This is a genomic window from Clostridium fallax, assembly GCF_900129365.1.
In the GTDB taxonomy this organism is placed as follows: domain Bacteria; phylum Bacillota; class Clostridia; order Clostridiales; family Clostridiaceae; genus Clostridium_AH; species Clostridium_AH fallax.
Map to the genome: position 1 here is coordinate 197725 of NZ_FQVM01000001.1, position 20387 is coordinate 218111.

General features: G+C 26.0%; 20 protein-coding genes and 1 other annotated feature. Of the genes, 8 read left to right on the forward strand and 12 right to left on the reverse strand.

Annotation, left to right across the window (positions count from 1 at the left end; genetic code table 11):
• Positions 1-33 precede the first annotated feature (33 nt).
• Entirely contained in the window at positions 34-534 is a 501-nt protein-coding gene (locus BUA70_RS00865; RefSeq protein WP_072892337.1) for a hypothetical protein, read from the reverse strand.
• Positions 535-694: 160 nt separating this feature from the next.
• Here BUA70_RS00865 and BUA70_RS00870 point away from each other — a divergent pair, with 160 nt between their 5' ends.
• Positions 695-1267 (forward strand): class IV adenylate cyclase, encoded by a 573-nt coding sequence (locus tag BUA70_RS00870; protein WP_072892338.1) that lies wholly within the window; start codon positions 695-697, stop codon positions 1265-1267.
• Positions 1268-1363: 96 nt separating this feature from the next.
• Here the strand turns inward: BUA70_RS00870 and BUA70_RS00875 are convergent, their stop codons facing one another.
• The 3 genes from BUA70_RS00875 to BUA70_RS00885 form a co-directional block, all read right to left on the reverse strand.
• The gene (locus BUA70_RS00875) at positions 1364-2041 is read right to left on the reverse strand and encodes a tetratricopeptide repeat protein (RefSeq protein WP_072892339.1); all 678 of its coding nucleotides are present in this window, start codon (positions 2039-2041) and stop codon (positions 1364-1366) included.
• A gap of 76 nt (positions 2042-2117) precedes the next feature.
• The gene (locus tag BUA70_RS00880) at positions 2118-3002 is read right to left on the reverse strand and encodes a DMT family transporter (protein WP_072892340.1); all 885 of its coding nucleotides are present in this window, start codon (positions 3000-3002) and stop codon (positions 2118-2120) included.
• A 115-nt stretch (positions 3003-3117) separates the two neighbouring features.
• A complete protein-coding gene (locus BUA70_RS00885) occupies positions 3118-3846 on the reverse strand; it encodes a GntR family transcriptional regulator (RefSeq protein WP_072892341.1) in 729 nt (242 codons plus the stop codon).
• Between the two features lie 428 nt (positions 3847-4274).
• On the opposite strand from BUA70_RS00885, the gene BUA70_RS00890 reads away from it, so the two are divergent.
• Genes BUA70_RS00890 through BUA70_RS00900 form a run of 3 tightly spaced genes read left to right on the forward strand, consistent with a single transcriptional unit; the run spans position 4275 to position 8569 of the window.
• Positions 4275-6005, forward strand: a complete 1731-nt coding sequence (locus BUA70_RS00890) for a solute:sodium symporter family transporter (protein WP_072892342.1) — start codon at positions 4275-4277, stop codon at positions 6003-6005.
• Between the two features lie 24 nt (positions 6006-6029).
• Positions 6030-7544, forward strand: a complete 1515-nt coding sequence (locus BUA70_RS00895; protein WP_072892343.1) for a sulfatase-like hydrolase/transferase — start codon at positions 6030-6032, stop codon at positions 7542-7544.
• 53 nt (positions 7545-7597) lie between these two features.
• A complete protein-coding gene (locus BUA70_RS00900) occupies positions 7598-8569 on the forward strand; it encodes an N-acetylglucosamine kinase (protein WP_072892344.1) in 972 nt (323 codons plus the stop codon).
• A 112-nt stretch (positions 8570-8681) separates the two neighbouring features.
• Here BUA70_RS00900 and BUA70_RS00905 read toward each other — a convergent pair whose 3' ends face one another.
• Entirely contained in the window at positions 8682-9038 is a 357-nt protein-coding gene (locus BUA70_RS00905; protein WP_242977331.1) for a DUF202 domain-containing protein, read from the reverse strand.
• Between the two features lie 322 nt (positions 9039-9360).
• Here BUA70_RS00905 and pfkB point away from each other — a divergent pair, with 322 nt between their 5' ends.
• Together pfkB and BUA70_RS00915 are read left to right on the forward strand one after the other, a co-directional pair.
• On the forward strand, positions 9361-10290 hold the full coding sequence (gene pfkB / locus BUA70_RS00910; RefSeq protein WP_072892345.1) for a 1-phosphofructokinase: 930 nt from the start codon (positions 9361-9363) through the stop codon (positions 10288-10290).
• 79 nt (positions 10291-10369) lie between these two features.
• Positions 10370-11233, forward strand: coding sequence for an aldose 1-epimerase family protein (locus BUA70_RS00915; protein ID WP_072892346.1), 864 nt, complete (start codon positions 10370-10372; stop codon positions 11231-11233).
• 109 nt (positions 11234-11342) lie between these two features.
• Here BUA70_RS00915 and BUA70_RS00920 read toward each other — a convergent pair whose 3' ends face one another.
• From BUA70_RS00920 to BUA70_RS00930, 3 genes are all read right to left on the reverse strand, one after another.
• Entirely contained in the window at positions 11343-11888 is a 546-nt protein-coding gene (locus BUA70_RS00920) for an NADH peroxidase (RefSeq protein WP_072892347.1), read from the reverse strand.
• Positions 11889-11985: 97 nt separating this feature from the next.
• Positions 11986-12843 (reverse strand): polysaccharide deacetylase family protein, encoded by an 858-nt coding sequence (locus tag BUA70_RS00925; RefSeq protein WP_072892348.1) that lies wholly within the window; start codon positions 12841-12843, stop codon positions 11986-11988.
• Positions 12844-12874: 31 nt separating this feature from the next.
• On the reverse strand, positions 12875-13237 hold the full coding sequence (locus BUA70_RS00930) for a YccF domain-containing protein (RefSeq protein WP_072892349.1): 363 nt from the start codon (positions 13235-13237) through the stop codon (positions 12875-12877).
• Between the two features lie 231 nt (positions 13238-13468).
• Positions 13469-13674 (forward strand) — a binding site (T-box leader).
• 99 nt (positions 13675-13773) lie between these two features.
• Here BUA70_RS00930 and leuS point away from each other — a divergent pair.
• The gene (leuS, locus tag BUA70_RS00935) at positions 13774-16224 is read left to right on the forward strand and encodes a leucine--tRNA ligase (RefSeq protein ID WP_072892350.1); all 2451 of its coding nucleotides are present in this window, start codon (positions 13774-13776) and stop codon (positions 16222-16224) included.
• Between the two features lie 206 nt (positions 16225-16430).
• Here the strand turns inward: leuS and BUA70_RS00940 are convergent, their stop codons facing one another.
• Together BUA70_RS00940 and BUA70_RS00945 are read right to left on the reverse strand one after the other, a co-directional pair.
• Complete coding sequence (locus BUA70_RS00940; RefSeq protein WP_072892351.1) at positions 16431-17171, reverse strand: hypothetical protein; 741 nt, start codon at positions 17169-17171, stop codon at positions 16431-16433.
• 49 nt (positions 17172-17220) lie between these two features.
• The gene (locus BUA70_RS00945; protein WP_072892352.1) at positions 17221-17649 is read right to left on the reverse strand and encodes a hypothetical protein; all 429 of its coding nucleotides are present in this window, start codon (positions 17647-17649) and stop codon (positions 17221-17223) included.
• A gap of 160 nt (positions 17650-17809) precedes the next feature.
• Between BUA70_RS00945 and BUA70_RS00950 the strand changes: the two genes are divergently transcribed.
• Positions 17810-18136 carry a HesB-like protein gene (locus BUA70_RS00950; protein WP_083573416.1) on the forward strand — a complete coding sequence of 109 codons (327 nt, stop codon included), beginning with the start codon at positions 17810-17812 and terminating at the stop codon, positions 18134-18136.
• 147 nt (positions 18137-18283) lie between these two features.
• Here the strand turns inward: BUA70_RS00950 and BUA70_RS00955 are convergent, their stop codons facing one another.
• On the reverse strand, positions 18284-18931 hold the full coding sequence (locus tag BUA70_RS00955) for a protein kinase family protein (RefSeq protein ID WP_072892353.1): 648 nt from the start codon (positions 18929-18931) through the stop codon (positions 18284-18286).
• A gap of 121 nt (positions 18932-19052) precedes the next feature.
• Positions 19053-20387, reverse strand: coding sequence for a vWA domain-containing protein (locus BUA70_RS00960; protein WP_072892354.1), 1335 nt, complete (start codon positions 20385-20387; stop codon positions 19053-19055).

Genomic DNA, 20387 nt, shown 5'->3' on the forward strand with positions numbered 1-20387 from the left:
ATATATTTCTTAAACATTTATCTTTAATTTATACTATAAATTTTTCTTTATTGCTTTAGGATTAAATATAAAACATGCATCTATAAAAGCTTTATTGGGAACAAATTCTATTTGAGCTCTTGTCAATCCTTCCGTTAAAATAGCTACATAAACCCTTTCAGTGTTTCCTGTTGGAATCGATTTAATAATTTTTGTTGGTTTATTGGAAAAATCTCTATATGCATCACTATCTTTAGGTGCTAATAAAGCAACTTCTTTTAAATTAAAGGTAACTTGTCTCTTTCTTTTCTTCATTTCATATATGGCATCTATATCGATTTCTCCATTAGTTAAGGCATATTCATATTCAACATAAAAGTATCTTTTTAAATACCAAATCGCTCCAGACACCACAAAAAATACAATACTAAAAACAGCTCCTCCTAATACCAAAAAAAACATTGCTATAACAAAAAACACCATCATTAATGCTTTAGCCATATTGTATGGTGTCTTATTGCTTACTAAAACTAGTTGCTCCTTAAATTGATCCATTTTAGCCCTCCTCCTATTCTCTCATTATAACAAATTATACCATAACTCCTTAATAAATTCTTTAATTTAGGTTCCTTTTAGACTAAAATATATATGTAACTTTATAAAAACTTTTTAATAAAAATTTATAATTTATCACAAATATAGAAAGGAAGATTACATGACTGAACTAGAAACTAGAATAATAAATATAGATGTAGAGTTTATTAGAAATAAGATGAAAGAAATTAATGCTATTAATGTAAAAAAAGAAAATCAAATAAATAATATTTTTGATTTTGAAGACAGAAGACTATTAAATAATAAAGGATATGCTAGAATTAGAACTGTTGATGATTTAATTAATAATAAAACTATATATTTTATGACTACAAAAAAAATGCTTTCACAAGAAAAATTCAAAGTAATGGATGAAAAGGAAGTTATAATAAGTGATAGTAAAATTGGTGAAGGAATATTTAAATCTTTAGGATTAGTTTTAGTTGAATCCATAAAAAAGTATAGAGAAAGCTATAAATATAAAAATTCTCTTATAGAAATAGATATAAATGATCCTAGTTTTTGCCCTTTTCCATATATAGAAATTGAAACTACAAATGAAAATGAATTAGAAGAAATAGTAAATCTATTAGGATATGAAATGAAAGATACTACTTCTAAAACTATATATCAATTAATAGCTGAAAATAATCAAAAAGATATAGAAAATTACTCTAATTTAAAAGGAATTTAATCTACATAATAGTTTTTAATAATAACTTATCCCGTTAAATAGATTTTATAACTGTATCTACTTAACGGGACTTACTTTAAATTAACTTATAGTTTTTTATTTTAACTCTTCCAACTCTTTTTCAACATCTTCTTTACTTATAAATGTTATATAAGTAAACTTACATTCTAAGGCCTCTTTAAATTTTTCTTTAGCCTCTTCTATTTTCCCTAACTTTTTTAGCACTATTCCATAATTATAATATGCCTCAGGATAAGTAGGTTTTAAAGGCATTAGTTTTTCATAAAGTTCCTGACTTTTTTCTAAGTCGCCTTTATAATAATAGCTAAGTGCTAAATTATCAATTATTCCTCTATCATCTTTGCTATAATCATAAGCTTCTAAATTAAATTTTAATGCCTTATCATAATCTTCATCAAGTATATAAAAATATCCTAAATTTTGATATATTATAGTATTTTTATATTTATTATAAGTCTCTTCTAAAATTTCTATAGCATCTTTTATTTGTCCTTCTTTAACAAAAATAACCGCTTTTACATTTCCATAAGTTATTTTTTCATGATCCTTTAATTTTGATGTATTAACTGAATTTAAGATTTCTTTGCTCTTTTCTATTTGTTCCTCTTTTAATAAAAGAAATGAATAAGTAAGTTTAAGCCCATCATCTTTATTTCCTTTTATTAATTTGTCATATATTTCAAAGGACTCCTTTATATTTCCTTCATTATATAATTTAGCAGCCTTTACTTTACTAAAAAAAGAAAATATCATTTTAACTCCTCCTACTGCTGTATAATAAATAATTTATATCTAAAAAGTATTATATCACATAAAAAATATAAATTAATTATTCTTCTATAATTAATTCTTTACTCTTTTTCTTTAGAAAACTTAATTTAGTTTCTGATATTAAAATTGCTAAAAATATAAGTAGGCAACCTATTATTAGTTTAAAAGTTAATTGTTCATTCAGTATTATTATAGAAAATATACTGCCAAAAACTGCTTCCGTAGATAATATAATAGCAGCTTTAGTTTCTGTTGTATATTTTTGAGCTAAAGTTTGAATAAAAAAAGCTATTGTTGTACTAAAAATTCCAAGATATATAGCAGGCATAATAGCATTTATAGTAAAAGTAAAAGTATATTCTCTTCTAAAAATTAAAAATATTATCGAAAGTATACCTGCTGTTATCATTTCAATAGAGGTTATAAGACTTGGATCTTCTTTCTTAACAAATTCTCCTGTAAAGAATATATGAAAGGCAAAACATATAGAACAAGATAATGTTAAAACATCACCTTTATTAATATTAAATTCACTATCAAGGGTTAAAAAAGCTGCTCCTGTTAAAGCTATTATAGCCCCACATACCCCATACTTATCTACAGCTTTTTTAAATAGTAGTCCAATAAAAGGTACTATTACTACATTTGTGGCAGTTAAAAAAGCATTTTTTGATGCAGTTGTATATTGTAAGGCTACTGTTTGAAGTGTAAATGCAAAAAATAATAACACACCAAGTAAAAGTCCTCGATTAAAAGTTTTTCTTTTTATCTTTTTAAACTTCTTCATAAAGATAATTCCCATAATAATTGCAGCAATAGAAAACCTAAAAGTCATAACTTGTATAGGAGTCATATTGTTTAATGCTAAATCACTAGCTACAAAACCACTACCCCAAATTATTGCTACAATTATAAGCCCCAATTCACCTAAATATTTCTTCATAATAACCCCCTTTATATGTTTAAATAGTTTAAAATATATAAACTTAAATGTATTTTCCTAAATTAAATTATATTAAACAAAAACCATATATATACTATTTAAAATAAATATTTAGTTATATTTTTAAATTGACAGTATATTTAAATTTTTCTCCTTTTACAATAGCTGTTGTGTACTCTATTATTCTATTTCCTTCATAACTTATTCTTTCTACTTTCATACAAGCTACTTCCTCACTTAAATTTAATGATAAAAGTTTTTTTATTTTATCATTAGGTAAAATTGGATAAAAACTCTGCTCTGCATTAGAAAAAATAATATTATAATCCTCCTGAAAAATATCATATAAAGCTCTCTCATTTAAATCATAACGTTGAAAATTAAAAAATCTATCACTAGGTAAAAATGTGGTTTCAAATAAAATAGGTTCATTTTCAATTTTTCTTATTATTTCTATTTTATATACCATTAAAGAATCTTCTAATTTCATAATTTCTTTTATTTCTTTTGAAGGATAAATTTTTTTTAAACTTAACAATCTATACTTTGGTATTCTTCCAGATTTTTTTAGTTCACTTGAAAAACTATAAAATTTATTTAAATATTGATTAAGAGGTCTAATAGAAACAAAACTTCCTTTTCCCTTTTCTTTATATATAAGTCTATGCTTTTCTAACTCACCTAAAGCTTGCCTTATAGTTGATCTACTTACTTTAAAACTTCTACTCAATTCATTTTCAGATGGTAATTTACTGCCTTCTTGTAATATATTTTTTTCTATTTTTTCTTTTAAATAAGAATATATTTTTATATATAGTGGTTCAATTAAATTCCCTTGTAACATCTGAATCCTCCAATTATGTTATTTAATTTAATATAAATTATATAAATATTATTTGTTCTATATTAACAATTTAATAATAGTATAACAAAAAATATCCATTTATTAAAATAAAATGTAATTTATTACTAACAAGTTAATAATTAAAGATATTTCATTCTAATTAGGATTTATTGCAATTAACTTGGCATAAATCCTAAATTTAACTATTGACATATATACAAAATTAGGAGTAAGTTATAATAAAGTGGTAATTACAAGTTAATAGCAAAAATCTTTACTTTTAATAAATTTATTAAAGTTTCAGTTTGTTTTTATTTAAATATTATTTTATTTATTCTATATTTTTTTATAGAATTTTTTATAAAAACTTGTACGTACAGGATAAAAGAAAACGTTTAATACTGCATAATTTCAAAGGAGGACAAAAAATGGTATTAACTATTATTTCGTTTTTATTTTTTACTATCTTAGTAGCAGTAATATCTTATATTAAAACTAAGGGAACAGATACTTCTGCTAAAGGTTATTTTTTAGCAGGAAGGGGTTTATCTGCTTTTGTAATAGCCAGTTCCATGGTACTTACCAGTTTATCTACTGAACAACTAGTTGGTGTAAACGGTGCATCCTATGAATCTAACTTTTCAATAATGGCTTGGACAGTTACATCTATTGTTCCATTAATAGTTTTAGCAGTCTATTTACTTCCAAGATACTTAAAAGGTGGGTTTACAACTGTGCCCGAATTTTTCGAAGAAAGATACGATTCGGCAACAAGAAGATTAATGTCACTTTTATTCTTAGTTGGATATGCTTTCGTTTTAATTCCAGGTTCTTTATACTCTGGAGCAGTTGCATTTACACAAATTTTTGATATTCCAAATACATTCCACATAAGTTTTAACGCGTCCTTATGGATAATCATTTGGGCCACAGGAATCATAGGTGGCATTTATGCTATTTTTGGTGGATTAAAAGCCGTTGCCGTATCTGATACATTAATGGGTATTGGATTATTTGTTGGTGGTTCTTTAATACCTATATTTGGTTTAATAGCTTTAGGTCATGGAAACTTTATGAGTGGAGTTAATACAATAATAACTAATTATCCAGAAAAGCTAAATGCAATAGGTTCTGCCTCATCTTCTACTCCATGGCAAACAATTTTTACAGGTATTCTTATAATAAATTTCTTCTATTGGAGTACTAACCAAGCAATAGTTCAAAGATCCTTAGGAGCTAAAAATTTAGCAGAGGGTCAAAAAGGTATATTGATAGCAGGAGTTATGTTATTGCTACTTCCACTAATCCTAAACTTACCAGGTACTATTTCTTATGCAATGTTTGGAGATACTTTAAAAAAAGCAGATTTTGCCTATCCAGTTTTAGTTGCAAAGGTATTACCAAAACCTTTACTTGGATTTTTTACCGCAGCAGTTTTAGGGGCAATACTTAGTACCTTTAATGGATTTATAAATAGTGCTATAACACTTTTTTGTGTAGATATATACAAACCCAAATTTAGACCTAATGCATCTGATAAAGAAATTTTAAAGGTTGCTAAAATAACAGGAATAATTATTGCAATTACATCTATGTGTATAGCTCCATTAATTCAATATGGTTCAGAAGGAGTATTCTTACTTTTAAGAAGATTTGCCGGTTTCTTTAATATTCCAATTGTTGCCCTTGTCTGTATAGGATTTTTAAATAAAAGAGTTTCAGGAAAAGCGGCAAGAATAACTGTTTATGCCCATGTAGTTTTATATTTCTTACTGATTTGGATATTTAAAATAAATACAAACTTTGCAAATGTAATGGGGGGCTTATTTGTTTTTGATATATTATTAATGCTAATTTTAGGACTAAAACTTAAAAGGGATGTCCCTTATTCAATGAATAGTGAAAATAAATCTAATGTTAACTTATGTTATTGGAAATACTCCGCTTTAACAAGTTCATTATTAATAGCCTCATTAATATATTTATACGGCTTATTATCTCCTATAGGGATAGCAACTAAAAATAGTAATCCTAACTTCTTATTATACTCAATAATTTATTGGATTATATCTATAGTTATATCACTATTCTTACATAGCATTTTTATGAAAAAAGTTTTTAACAAAAACACTATTTTAATTGAAGAAACAAATTGCTAAAAATATAAAAAGGGGTATGAGAATATGAAAAAGAAAAATGTTCTTTTAATAACCAGTGATCAGCAACACTGGAATACAATAGGAGCCTTTAATAAAGAAATAAAAACTCCAAATCTTGATAGATTAGTTAAAGAAGGTACTACATTTTCTAGAGCTTATTGCCCTAATCCAACTTGTACACCAACTAGATGTAGCATGATAACAGGACTTTACCCTAGTCAACATGGAGGATGGTCTTTAGGTACAAAGATGCCTGAAGATGTTTTAACTATTGGAGATATTCTTCATGAAAACGATTATAAAGTTTCCCTTATAGGTAAAGCTCATTTTCAACATAATTTACAAAATGATAAATATTCTTCACTAGAAGCTATGCCTATTCTTCAAGACTTTGAATTTTGGAAAAACTTCAATGGTCCATTTTATGGATTTGACCATATAGAACTTACAAGAAATCACACTGTAGAATTTCTAGTAGGTCAGCATTATGTTCTTTGGATGGAAGAAAAGGGATTTAAAAATTGGAGAGATTTTTATCAGAAACCAATAGGTACTTTAGATTCTAATGAAAAAAGAGTCTGGCATATTCCAGAAGAGTATCATTATGATACATGGATTGCAGAAAGAACTAATGCCATGTTAGATGAATATAAAAAAAAGGATGAGAGTTTCTTCCTTTGGGCTAGTTTCTTTGATCCTCATCCACCATATTTTGTACCGGAACCTTGGGCCTCAATGTATGATCCAAAAGATATAAAGTTGCCTCATTTTAAAAAAGATGAACATCAAAATACTTCTCCATTATTAAAGAAAACTCAAGAAATAAATCCGGATTTTTCTGAATATTTTGAGCCAAAAGACAAAAACTGGTTACATGGTTGTCACTCTCATGTTCATACAGAAGAAGAATTAAGAAAAGATATTGCAATATACTATGGAATGATTAGTATGATGGATCATTATATAGGAAAAATTTTAGATAAATTAGATAGCCTTAGATTATACAATGACACAATGGTAATTTTCACAAGTGATCATGGTCACTTCTTTGGTCAACATGGCCTTATAGCTAAGGGTCCATTTCATTATGAAGATATGATTAAAGTACCTATGATAGTTAGAGATCCAGGCTCTGTTCCTTCAGGAAAAGTTAATAATTCTCTTCAATCATTGGTAGACTTAACTCCAACAATATTATCAAAACTTAATATTGAAGTTCCGAGAACTATGTCTGGTAAAGATGAAAGTAAAGTTTGGGATGGCAAAAAAGATAAGTTAAGAACTTACATTACTTGTGAAAATCAACATACAGAAAAAACCGTAAATTTAAGAACATTAGTTACTGATAGATATAAAATTACTGTTTATTATAATAGAAATCACGGAGAAATGTACGATCTTATAAAAGACCCTAAAGAATTTAATAATCTATGGGATAATCCAGATTATGCTGAACTTAAAACAAAATTACTTCTAGATTTTATGTCTGCTGAAATGGATAAGGTTCCACTTTGGATGCCAAGAGTAAGTTTAGCATAAAATCTATAATTAAATATTATAAATATGTTATAAAGTATTTTTAAGGAGGCATTATGTATTATTTAGGAGTTGATGGAGGAGGTACAAAAACAGCTTTCTCTTTAATAGATAATAAAGGAAATATAATAAAAACATTAGAAAAAGGAACTTGTCACTATATGCAAATAGGTTTAGATGGATTTAAAGATGTTATCGAAAATGGAATTAATGAAATTTGTACAAGTTCTAATATATCTATAAAAGATATTAAACATACTTTCTTAGGAATTCCAGGTTATGGCGAAGTGGAAAAATATAATGAAATTTCTCATGGAATACTTCTTGAAATATTTAAAAATTCCAATTTTACATTAGGAAATGATGTAGTTGCTGGCTGGGCTGGAAGTTTGGCCTGTAAATCTGGAATAAATTTAGTTGCTGGAACTGGAGCTATTGCCTTTGGTGTAAATGAAAATTTAAAAGATGCAAGAACCAGTGGTTGGGGCTGTTTCTGTGGTGATGAGGGCTCTGCTTATTGGATAGGAAAAAAAGCAATCGAACTATTTACTAAAGAATCTGATCATAGAATAGATAAAAGCATTATTTATAATATATTTAAGGAAGATTTAAATTTAAAAGAAGACTTTGATTTATTAACTATAATACAAGAAAAATATAAATATTCCAGAACAGAAATTGCTAAATTATCTATGATTGTTTATAAAGCTGCTAAAAATGGAGATGAAAAAGCTATAAAAATATTTGAAGATGCAGCTGAAGAGCTCTACTTAATGGTAAGGGGGATTATAAATCAATTAGAGTTTAAAAATACTACTTTAATTTCTTATAGCGGCGGTGTTTTTAAATCTGGTGATTTAATCTTAAATCCTTTAAAAGAAAAAATTAAAAATTTAAATTGTAAGTTAATAGAGCCTAAGTTATCCCCTGTTACAGGTTCTGCGCTTTACGCTTATAAACTTTCTGGAAATACTATTACTGAAGAAATAATAAATAATTTGATATCTCAAGAAAGCAAGTTAATTTAAATTATAATAGCTTTTTATGTAAACAACTTAATTTATAAAAAGTATACACAAAAGGACTTTTCAAAATAGAAAAGTCCTTTTGTAATCACTTAAATTCTTATATTTATTAATTTTAATTGATTTTATATTTTTCTTTTATTGTTTTTATTTGCTTTAAATTTTTTCCTATCTTTATTGAAACTCTAAATCCATGAATTCCAATAACTATTCCTAAAATTATAAGAAAAATTCCAGCACATAATAGTATTATACTAGATGAAAGTTTTATAATAGTACATCCTGCTATAACTAAACTAATAAAAGTCCTAAGATAAGATAAAAAAGTTCTTTCATTAGCTAATATAGTTCTATCTGCAGCTAAAAGATCTCTAAGAATCAAATCCTCTTTATCAAACTCATAGATTTTTTCAATCTTTTGCTTTTCTCTTTTTAAAAATTTCTCTTTGTTAATTTCTTTTTTATTTTCCAAAATAACTCCCCCTAAATTCTCTTTATACTATTAAATTTTTAAAATTTATTTTTATATCTATATAAAAATAAAGAATATTATTTTATTATTTATCTTATAAATAAATTGACAGTAAAAATCTATAATGATAAAATTTAATTAGTGGTACGTACAAGTTATTTTGCTATTTTATTTTTAAATTTATTCTTATATACATATCAGCTAATAATCAGCTTTTATATATATAAGTATTTTAAGTTTATTTTAAAACAAAACTATTTATTTTTCAACTGGTAATTACAACATTATATGTTTATGTAAAATTTGAAAGTAGGTGTTTTCATTGATAGGTGTAATTACATTAAACCCTTCAGTAGACAGGCGATATTTAATTGATAATTTAAAAGAAGGTACTGCTTATAGATGTGAAGATTATTCATTTACTGCTGGTGGTAAAGGTCTTAACGTAGCTAGAGTTATAAATCAATTAGGTGAAAAAGTTAAATGCCTAGGTTTTTTAGGAGGCTTTTCAGGAAAATTTATAAAATCTAAATTAGATTCTTTAAACATAGAAAATGATTTCTCTTTTATAAAGGAAGAAACTCGTACATGCTTAAGTTTACTATCAAAAGATGGCAATCAAACAGAAATATTAGAAAAAGGCCCTACTATTAGTTTAGATGAAATAAAAGATTTTAAAGAAAAATATATAAAACTTTTAGATCAAGTTGATGTTATAGTAGCCTCCGGTAGTTTACCTCAAGGATTAAATAAAGATTTTTATAAAGAATTAATAACATTAGCTAATAATAAACATATTAAATTTATTTTAGATACAAGTGGTTCTTCTTTAATTGAAGGCATAAAAGCTAAACCTTTTTTAATAAAACCAAATCAAGACGAACTTTCAGCTATAACAAGAAAACCTATTAATAATATAGATGAAATAATAGCTGCTAGTTCTCATTTAATAAATTTAGGTGCTAAAAATATAGCTGTATCATTAGGTAAAGATGGAATGATTTTTATTTCTGGGGAAAAAATCTATAAGGTATCTGTTCCAAAAATTCAAGCTGTAAATGCTGTAGGTTCAGGTGATAGCACTGTTGCAGGATTTAGTTTTGGTATCTCTAAAAAATATAATATTTTTGATGTATTAAGATTATCCAATGGCTGTGGAGTTTCTAATACTCTTCAAAAAGAAACAGGTTTTATATCTTTAAATGATTTAAATAATATAATCAATAGTATTACCATTAAATATATAAAATAGCTATTTATAAAAGTTTATTTATTAGTCATAATAATATTATAAAACTTTAAAATAAAATGGACTTTTAAGAGGTGAAAAAATGATAACAACTATACAAAATGAGTTTTTATCTGCATCAATAAAAAGCTTTGGCGCTGAATTGTGCAGCTTAAAGCTCTTAGAAAACAATAAAGAATTTATATGGCAAGGTGATCCAAAATACTGGGCAAAGCACTCTCCTATATTATTCCCTATATTAGGAGGTACTAATAGCAATAATTTTATTTATGAAAACTTTGAATTTTCTTTAAGTAAACATGGTTTCGCTAGGGATTTAGATTTTGAAATTGTAAATAAGCAATCAGATTCTATAAAATATTTACTTAAGTATAACCCTAAGACTTTAAGATTATATCCATTTAAATTTGAATTATATATAACTTACAAATTAACAGGAAAATCCTTAAATATTTCTTATGAAGTAAAAAATATTGATAATAAAAAAATTTATTTTTCAATAGGTGGACATCCTGCTTTTAATTGTCCAATTGACTTAGAAAATGAATTTATTGAATTTGAGAAAGCCGAAAGCTTAGAAACATTTTCATTAGATTTAGATAAAGGATTATTAAAAAATAGTAAGGACATCATAAAAAATAATTGTAAAGAGCTTAATTTAGATTATAATTTATTTTCTCCACAAGATACTCTAATATTTGAAAATTTAAATTCTAAGTTTTTAGTATTAGGAAATAAAAATGAAAATGAGAAAATTAAAATTTCTTTTGGTGATTTTCCTTACCTAGCACTATGGTTTAAAAAAGCCCCTTTTATTTGTATAGAACCATGGTTTGGACTACCTGATTTTATAGATTCAAATAAAGTTTTTAAAGATAAAATAGGCTTAACTATCTTAGATGCTAAAAATACTTTTAATTGTTCTTACGATATAGAAATTATATAAATCCTTCCACACTTTATTTAAATTATATAAAAACTCTATAATTTATTATATTAAAATTAGAAAATAAAAAAGCTAGTCTAAAAAATTTTTAGACTAGCTACTTTTCTATTTATTTTTGAAAATGTCTATCTAATAATCCTTTAAATGCTTTTCCATGTCTAGCTTCATCTTTACACATTTCATGAACTGTATCATGGATTGCATCTAAGTTTAATTGTTTTGCAAGTGTTGCTAATTCTTTCTTACCCTTACAAGCACCATATTCTGCATCTACTCTCTTTTGTAGATTCATCTTAGTATCAGAATCTACAACTTCTCCTAACATTTCAGCAAATTTAGCTGCATGCTCTGCTTCTTCAAAAGCTATTCTTTTGTAAGCTTCAGCTACTTCTGGATATCCTTCTCTATCAGCTTGTCTTGACATTGCAAGATACATTCCAACTTCTGTACATTCTCCATTAAAGTTAGCTCTTAAACCTTCTATTACTCTTTCATCAATTCCCTTGGCAACGCCTATTCTGTGTTCATCAGCCCATTGCACTTCACCTTTTTGCTCTACAAACTTATCCGCTGGAGCTCCACAGATTGGACATTTTTCTGGAGGAGTCTCTCCTTCATAAACATAACCACATACTGAACAAACAAATTTCTTCATTTTTAATACCTCCCATAAAAAAAGAATTATATATCAATTAAAAAAACTTTTATGTACTAGTTTATAAAATTTAAAGTTTTTCTAATTAATTGCAACACTAAAATCTAAACTTATTATTTAATCTCCATTGGAAATCACCATCAGTAAAACTTTGTGGGACAACAGATCTTCTTAATTCAAAGAAATTATCTAAATTAGGACTAGTCCATCCTTGTACAGTTGTTACTGCTGTTTTAAATCCTAATTCCCTTAATGAATCTATAGAATCTTGATTATAATCTCCATAAGGATAACAAAAATGCTCTACAGGCTTTCCAGTTATCTTCTCTAGCATATCTTTAGACTCTAACATTTCATTCCTTTGTTCCTCTTTACTTAGTTTAGATAAATGAGGATGAGTTACTGTATGAGATCCTATAAGTATTCCATAATCACTCATTTCTTTTATTTGCTCTGAGTTTAAATATGCTGGATTTTTATCTACATGTGATGTAGCAACATATATAGTAGCTGTAAAATTATACTTTTTAAGTAATGGAAATAAATTAGTATAGTTATTAGAGTATCCGTCATCAAAAGTTAACATAACAGATTTCTTTGGAAGAGGCTTATTACTTTTAACATAATTATAATACTCCTCCATAGTTAATGTATTATATCCATGCTTTTTAAGATATAAGAATTGTTTATCTAATTTTTTTGGTGGCATAGAACCATCATTTTTTCCATCTTCTACTGAGTGATAAAATAAGATTAAAACCTCTTTTTCACTTAATTCATTTCCAAAATTTAATGGCATTTCAGCTTTCTTGTCATTGGTGTCTTTACTTTCATCATTTACTTTTGCTACTACTCTTTCAGTTTTATTTTTAATACGATGTGAAACTATTTTAGTTCCTACCAAAACTACTATTAGTATACAAAATAGCAAAAATATTATAGTTTTTTTCCTCAAAGTTTTATCCCCCTAAAGATTTATTAAATTTTTAAATTACATCCTTACCAAAAGGCATTAGTGATAGTTTAGCCATTTTAATGCATTGTCCTGCAAAAGGTATTCCTACTATAGTAATAGCTAATAAAAGAGCACTAAGTAAGTTAGATAATGCCAAAGCAAATCCTCCAAATATTAACCATAAGATATTTAAAATGAAACTTACTCCATTATCATTAGTTGTTACAATTTCCTTGCCAAAAGGAGCTAACTGTAATCTTGCCATTTTAAAGCATTGTGTTCCTATAGGTATACCTATTATAGTTATACACCAAACAATACCTATAAAAAACCAACCCAAAGCATTAAAAAAGCCTCCAAATATAAACCAAAGAATATTACCTAAACAAGACATATATTAACTGCCTCCTTCTATCATCTTTTTTTATAATAACACATATAATAAACATATTTATTAAAAATTAGTAAACTTACTTTTAATTAAGTTTATTGTAATATTTTATTAAGGTAAATTTTATATATTTGATATAAATCTCTTATAACTATATTGAAGTTTTTGTAAAAGTTATTAATCTATTGCTTTTATATATGTTCTATTATATAATAAGTACTAAAATCGATAATTAAAAAAGCAGTGATTAGGAGTAGTAATATAACTAATAGTCTTAAGAGAGCTACTGGTTGGTGTAAAGTAGTGATATTAAATATGAACTTACCTATAAGCTTACTTGATAAAAGCAAGTACGTATTTCTACGTTACAGATTAAAGTGAAAATAATTTTAATTATTTTAACAAGAGTGGTACCGCGGAATTTACCTTTCGTCTCTTTATTTATAGAGATGGAGGGTTTTTTTATTGTAAATTTATTCATAATAAAACTATATAAAGTATATTAAAATTTTATATTTTTATTATAAGGAGGATGTAAAATGAGTAAATATGGAACTGCCATAGATAAAAAGTGGCAAAAAATCTGGGAAGAAAATGAATTATATAAGTTTGACAATAAAAATTTAGATAAAAAACTATATGTTTTAGAAATGTTTTCATATCCTTCCGGAGCAAAACTTCACGCTGGACATTGGTTTAACTATGGTCCTGTAGATTCTTGGGCAAGATTTAAGAGAATGCAAGGTTATAATGTATTTCAACCTATGGGTTTTGATGCTTTTGGATTACCAGCTGAAAACTATGCTATAAAAACTGGAATACACCCTCAAGATTCTACAGAGAAAAACATTGAAACTATGGAAGAACAGCTAAAAGCTATGGGTGCAATGTTTAATTGGGAAAATGAAATTGTAACTTGTAGACCTGATTACTATAAATGGACTCAATGGCTATTCTTAAAATTATATGAAAAAGGATTAGCATATAGAAAAAAAGCTCCAGTAAACTGGTGTCCATCATGTAATACTGTACTTGCTAATGAGCAAGTATTAGATGGCGAATGTGAAAGATGTGGAACAGAGGTTATTAAGAAAGATCTTACTCAATGGTTCTTAAAAATCACTGATTATGCTGATGAATTACTTGAAAAACTTGATACATTAGACTGGCCAGAAAAAACTGTATCAATGCAAAAGCATTGGATAGGAAAATCATCTGGAGCAGAAGTTACTTTTAAAGTTAAAGATCAAGATATAACTTTTGATGTATTTACTACAAGGGTTGATACGTTATTTGGAGTAAGCTATGTTGTGTTAGCTCCTGAAAATCCTTTAGTTGATAAATTAACTAAGGATCAATATAAAGATCAAATAGAAAACTATAAATCAGATACTCAAAAACAATCTGATATTGAAAGACAATCAATAACTAGAGAAAAAACTGGAGTGTTTACTGGTAGCTATGCAATAAATCCTATAAACGGAAGAGAGGTTCCTATTTGGATAGGTGATTATGTTCTTGCGAGTTATGGAACTGGTGCTGTTATGGCTGTTCCAGCTCATGATGAAAGAGACTTTGCTTTTGCAACAAAATACAATCTTCCAATAGAGAGAGTAATCAAGGCTAAAAACAATAAAGAAACTGAACTTCCATTCTGTGAATATGGCATTATGATAAATAGTGGTGAATTTGATGGATTAACTTCTGAAGAAGGAAGAAAGAAAGTCGCTGAAAAATTAGCATCAATGAATCTTGGAGATGAAAAAGTAAACTTTAGACTAAGAGATTGGTTGGTTTCAAGACAAAGATACTGGGGTGCCCCAATTCCAATAGTATACTGTGAAAAATGTGGAACAGTAGCTGTACCTGAAGAACAACTTCCAGTTAAACTTCCATACAATGTAGAATTTACTCCAGATGGAAAATCTCCACTTGCAAAATGTGACGATTTTATAAATACTACATGCCCTCATTGCGGCGGCCCAGCTAAGAGAGAAGCTGATACACTAGATACTTTTGTTTGTTCATCATGGTATTATTTAAGATACCCAGATGCTCATGATTCTGAAAAACCATTTGATAGTAAATTAATAAATAAAATGCTTCCTGTTGATAAATATGTAGGAGGTCCTGAACATGCTTGTATGCACCTTCTATATGCTAGATTTATAACTAAAGCACTAAGAGATATGGGATATTTAAACTTTGATGAACCATTTAAATCTCTTACTCACCAAGGATTAATTCTTGGTCCAGATGGATTAAAAATGAGTAAATCAAAAGGAAATACTATAGCTCCAGATGATTATATATCACAATATGGTGCTGATGTGTTTAGAATGTACTTAATGTTTGGATTTGCATACACTGAAGGTGGTGCTTGGAGTGATGACGGAATAAAATCTGTATCTAGATTTGTTGAAAGAATAGAAAGAATTATAGATTCATCTAGAGAAGCTATTAAAAAAGGTGAAAATAATAAAACTTCTATAGATAAAGCTGAAAAAGAATTAAACTTCTGGAGACATAATAGCATTAAGAGTGTAACAGAAGATACTGATAAACTTCAATTTAATACTGCCATTGCTAGAATGATGGAATTTATAAATGCTTTATCAAAGTATACTCAAGAAAAGACTATGAATCTTTCATTCTTAAAAGAAGCTATCGAAGATTATTTAAGATTATTATCACCTTTTGCTCCTCACTTTAGTGAAGAACAATGGAACTTATTAGGCCATAGCACATCTATCTTTAATGAATCATGGCCAACATTTGATCCAAAAGCATTAGTTAAAGATGAAATAGAAATTGCTATTCAAGTTAACGGAAAAATAAAGGCTAAAATAAATGTTCCATCAGACTTAGATGAAGAAGGAATAAAATCTTTAGCTTTAGAAAATGAATCAATTAAATCTGCTACAGATGGTAAAAATATAGTTAAGGTAATAGTTATAAAAGGAAGACTTGTTAATATAGTTGCAAAATAATCTGTACTATAAATTTTTAAAAATATAGTTAAATATTTATGATTATATAAAAAGGTATGAAGAAATTATTCTTCATACCTTTTATTTTATATAAATAAAAATTACTATATATATCTAGCACCTTCGCCTTAAGATATTTTAGTTAAAAAGTTTAACTATTATAGAAAAAGCTATATAAATTATAATAATTTATATAGCAAAATATATTATTCATTATTTAATACTTTTTTAAACATTAATAAAATATCTCTGACCTCATTTTCATCTAATCTTACAAAATCATCTATTTTATTATGATCACTTAATCTGTTAAATAAATCTTGAGCCATATGAATCCAATTTTCTGGTATATATATCATCAATAAGTCTTCTATTGCACAACTTAATAAAAAATGTTCCATTCCCCAAAAACTATATTCATCAATACTATGAATTTTATTGAATTTTATATAATCTTCCACTACATTTTTTGTTAATTTATATTGATATATATCTGAATAAAAGCAATTAAAACTTTCTCTTTTAGCTTTAAAAGCATCTCCTTTTATTATCCTAAGCTTGTTATTTTTAGAGAAGTTTTCCCTGTATAAGTTTATTATATCTTCACTTATTTCATAAACTACAACTTCTTCCACATCATCTTTTTTTAATATTTCTTGAACAACATACCCAAGTCCTAAGCCAACTATACCAACTTTTCCATAAGCCCACTTTATAGCTTCAAAACTTCCTTGAATTTCATAAGGAGATATACTCATCATTATATTTTCATTTTCTCTTAATTCTATAATACTAACCTTTGAATCATTTAAATCTTTATATAAATATTTCTTTGGATTTTTAATATTTGTTTTTAGAATTGAATATTTATTTAATTTTTTTTCTTTTATTTTATTTTCATAATCTTTTATCTTTTGTATATAATAACTCTTCTCAAAAGGTATCATAAAAATTCCTCTCTTTAAATATAATAGCTTTTTATCAATTCTTAAATATTTAATATGGTAACTCCTTAATATGGTAATTGCTCTCTTTAAAATTTTCAATATATTTATTTATTATATCTTTTTTTAGCTTTAAAAATTCCTCATAATTATCTTCTGTTATTTCTTCTCCTATTTTTTCAAAAGCATCCTTTGTAGCTAATTTATCTGAAAGTTCATTCCAAAACATATTTTCATTATAACTTTCAATATATTCCTCTTTAAGATCTATGTCTCTTAAAAGGATATTATTTATCTCATTAAAAGTTATATAACAATTATCTTTATAATCTGAATTACTCCTCTTATCAGATAATATATACTTTAGCACTTTAAAATATTTATCTTTCTCCTCGCAATCTGATTTTTCAATTATATAAGCCCCTAATAATAATAATTCTAGCCATAATTTATACTCTTTGCTTGTTAAAGAAATATTCATAATCTCCCCACCTTGTATCATACAATGCTATTTTATCATTTTTGTATATTTTTGGAAACTACTAATTTCTTTTATTATTGATTTAATCTATAGATAATAGTATTATTATTATTAAAGTGAATAAACTAATATAAAATAAACCCTTAAGGAGGAAAATTTGATGTCAGCAGTAAAGATGAGTGACGCTGCTTATAAAGAATTTAAGCAGTTTTTAGATGAAAATGATATAAAAGACTTTAACATCAGAATTAATTTAGCAGGTATGGGCTGAGGCGGTCCAATGTTTAATATTGTTCTGGATGAACAAAGAGAAAATGATGTTGTAAGTAAAATAAATGAAGTAAACTTTTATGTAGATAAAGATTTAGTTTCTGATTATGAAGGATTTGTCATACTATCTACTGAAGAGAATGATGGTAGAGGTCTTTCTTTAAAACCTTTAGTTCAATCTGAAGGTGGATGCTCAACTTGTTCAAGTTGTCATTAACAGAATTTAAATTTTATATTTAAAATGATAAATAAAATTTTAATATATTACTTATAAAGCTAAAGCATTGTTGTTAAAAAATATCAACAATGCTTTTATTTTTGAATTACTAAATTTTTTATTTGTTTTTAAATCTAATTAATTATATTAACTATCTGAAAAATCTAGATTTTTATATTTATCATTTATTTTATTTATTGATTGCAAAACATCTACCCAAAAATCATCTTTTAAAACCTTTTTCCTAAACTCTTCATAATCATTATCTTTAGATGTGCTTCCTATAATTTCATCAAAATAATTTTTCACATTATTAGATATAGTTAGCATTATTTTTAAATTATTTTTATCACTTTCTTTAAGTTCTAAGTATTCTCCACATTCATAAAGACCTTTTTGTATTATTTGATCCATATAACTTAATATTTGATTATATATATCATTTTCAACTATTTCTCCCGTATCAACTTTTTTACTTAAGAAAACTATATTAGAACTTTGATAAAAATTATATTCATCTAACAATTGAAGAATATTATCATGAAGTTCTTCATAATTATAGTTCATCTCTATTAATTCCTTTTTGTTTATTTTATTATCACCATTCCAAAGTTCTAAGGATTTTAATATTTTTTCATTGTTATTTTTGGCTAATAAAATTTCATTATATATTTTTTTACCTGTTCTATTTTTATAAACTTCTTTTAAAGTTAGCAAATAAATATTTAGGCAAAAACTTACAAATAATATAATTACTATAGCTAGCACATATATATTTTTGCTACCTTTCTTCATAATACATCCCCCTATAATGTTTATGTAATTAATTAATTTTATCACAAAAATACTTGTTAAATCCACCAGCCTTTAAAACATTATATTATAATATCTAAAGTTTATTCTCTTAATTTACATTTTATCTTGCCCAATCATGAATAGCTTGTCTTATAGCTTCTAATCCATAGGTATTACCATAATTTTCTTTTTTTATTCTTTCTAATCTTTTCACTTCTCCATAAGGATTTTTTAAAGATAATTCATTATTATCATCAGTTAAAACCCATAATATTCTTTTATTTATAGGTCTTATTGGTAATTCTTTTTCTCCTAACCCATCTGTAAAATAAACTAATATATTATTTTTTAAATTATTTTCATTTATATATTTAAAAACAGGAGTAAACTCAGTAGCTCCATTTTTTTTACTTCTTGGTTTTATATCCTTTATAGATTTTAGTTTATATACTCTTCTTATTTCATTATCACACTCTATGACTGATATTTTAGCTTCTTTTTGCTTACATATTGCAACTATCTCTATCATTATTTTATTAAATTCATCATCACTCATAGATGCACTTATATCAATTGCTACAATTATATTAGAAACTGTTAAAGGTAGTTTTCCCATTAATTCTAATCTGTTAGGTTGTCTTCTATCTCTTCTAGTTATTGTTCTTCTATACCCATTTCTTACAGAAGGTATAAGTCTTTTTAAGTACTCATTCCATTTTATTTGAGGTCTATCACTTAAATCTTTTAAAATATTATCTATTACATTAGGTGCTTTCCCTTTATAAGCATTAAAAGCAGCTTTCTTTTTTATCTCTTTTAAACTTTCTAAAGATATATTTTCACTCTCCCACATTTCATGACAATTATCATAGTCTATTTCTTTTACTATGGAATTTTTATCTTTAATATCTTTAACTTCTTTCTTTTTTAATCCATAACTTATTTCTTCTGTATATTTTTCTAAGGTCATATCCGCCTTTAAATCAATGTTAAACTCTCTTGAAACACCATCTAATCTTTTGCACCAAGAAGGTAAAACCTTTATATATTGATTTACCACTATATCCATAGCTATATTTACTGCCATAGAAGGATATTTCATTTTTAATGCCTTTTCTCTTTCATAGTGTCCAAGAATTATATGATATATTTCATGCTTTAAGAGGCCTTCCATTTCTTTTCTGTTACATTCTAAAAATATCAATGGATTAAAAGACATTCTAAATCCCTCTATATTTATTATTGTCACTATAGGCCAAGTTATATTAAGCTTTATATCTCTTTTTACTTGAATCATAAAGCTTCCAAAAAATTCTTCATCTTTTTCTAGCATATTAACTATAACTTTTTCTATAAGATTAAAGAATTTTCTTTTATAATCTTCAGTTATATCATTTTCTTTTTGCCAAGTTAAAGCTTCCTTTAAAAGATTTTTTCTATCATCTTCAAAACTCAT

Coding starts and splice junctions, on each gene's coding strand:
- BUA70_RS00915 (WP_072892346.1), top strand. CDS start 10,370: ATGATAACAACTATACAAAATGAGTTTTTATCTGCATCAATAAAAAGC.
- BUA70_RS00930 (WP_072892349.1), bottom strand. CDS start 13,237: ATGTCTTGTTTAGGTAATATTCTTTGGTTTATATTTGGAGGCTTTTTT.
- BUA70_RS00900 (WP_072892344.1), top strand. CDS start 7,598: ATGTATTATTTAGGAGTTGATGGAGGAGGTACAAAAACAGCTTTCTCT.
- BUA70_RS00895 (WP_072892343.1), top strand. CDS start 6,030: ATGAAAAAGAAAAATGTTCTTTTAATAACCAGTGATCAGCAACACTGG.
- leuS (WP_072892350.1), top strand. CDS start 13,774: ATGAGTAAATATGGAACTGCCATAGATAAAAAGTGGCAAAAAATCTGG.
- BUA70_RS00945 (WP_072892352.1), bottom strand. CDS start 17,649: ATGAATATTTCTTTAACAAGCAAAGAGTATAAATTATGGCTAGAATTA.
- BUA70_RS00875 (WP_072892339.1), bottom strand. CDS start 2,041: ATGATATTTTCTTTTTTTAGTAAAGTAAAGGCTGCTAAATTATATAAT.
- BUA70_RS00890 (WP_072892342.1), top strand. CDS start 4,275: ATGGTATTAACTATTATTTCGTTTTTATTTTTTACTATCTTAGTAGCA.
- BUA70_RS00880 (WP_072892340.1), bottom strand. CDS start 3,002: ATGAAGAAATATTTAGGTGAATTGGGGCTTATAATTGTAGCAATAATT.
- BUA70_RS00960 (WP_072892354.1), bottom strand. CDS start 20,387: ATGAGTTTTGAAGATGATAGAAAAAATCTTTTAAAGGAAGCTTTAACT.
- BUA70_RS00920 (WP_072892347.1), bottom strand. CDS start 11,888: ATGAAGAAATTTGTTTGTTCAGTATGTGGTTATGTTTATGAAGGAGAG.
- BUA70_RS00870 (WP_072892338.1), top strand. CDS start 695: ATGACTGAACTAGAAACTAGAATAATAAATATAGATGTAGAGTTTATT.
- BUA70_RS00865 (WP_072892337.1), bottom strand. CDS start 534: ATGGATCAATTTAAGGAGCAACTAGTTTTAGTAAGCAATAAGACACCA.
- BUA70_RS00940 (WP_072892351.1), bottom strand. CDS start 17,171: ATGATACCTTTTGAGAAGAGTTATTATATACAAAAGATAAAAGATTAT.
- BUA70_RS00955 (WP_072892353.1), bottom strand. CDS start 18,931: ATGAAGAAAGGTAGCAAAAATATATATGTGCTAGCTATAGTAATTATA.
- BUA70_RS00885 (WP_072892341.1), bottom strand. CDS start 3,846: ATGTTACAAGGGAATTTAATTGAACCACTATATATAAAAATATATTCT.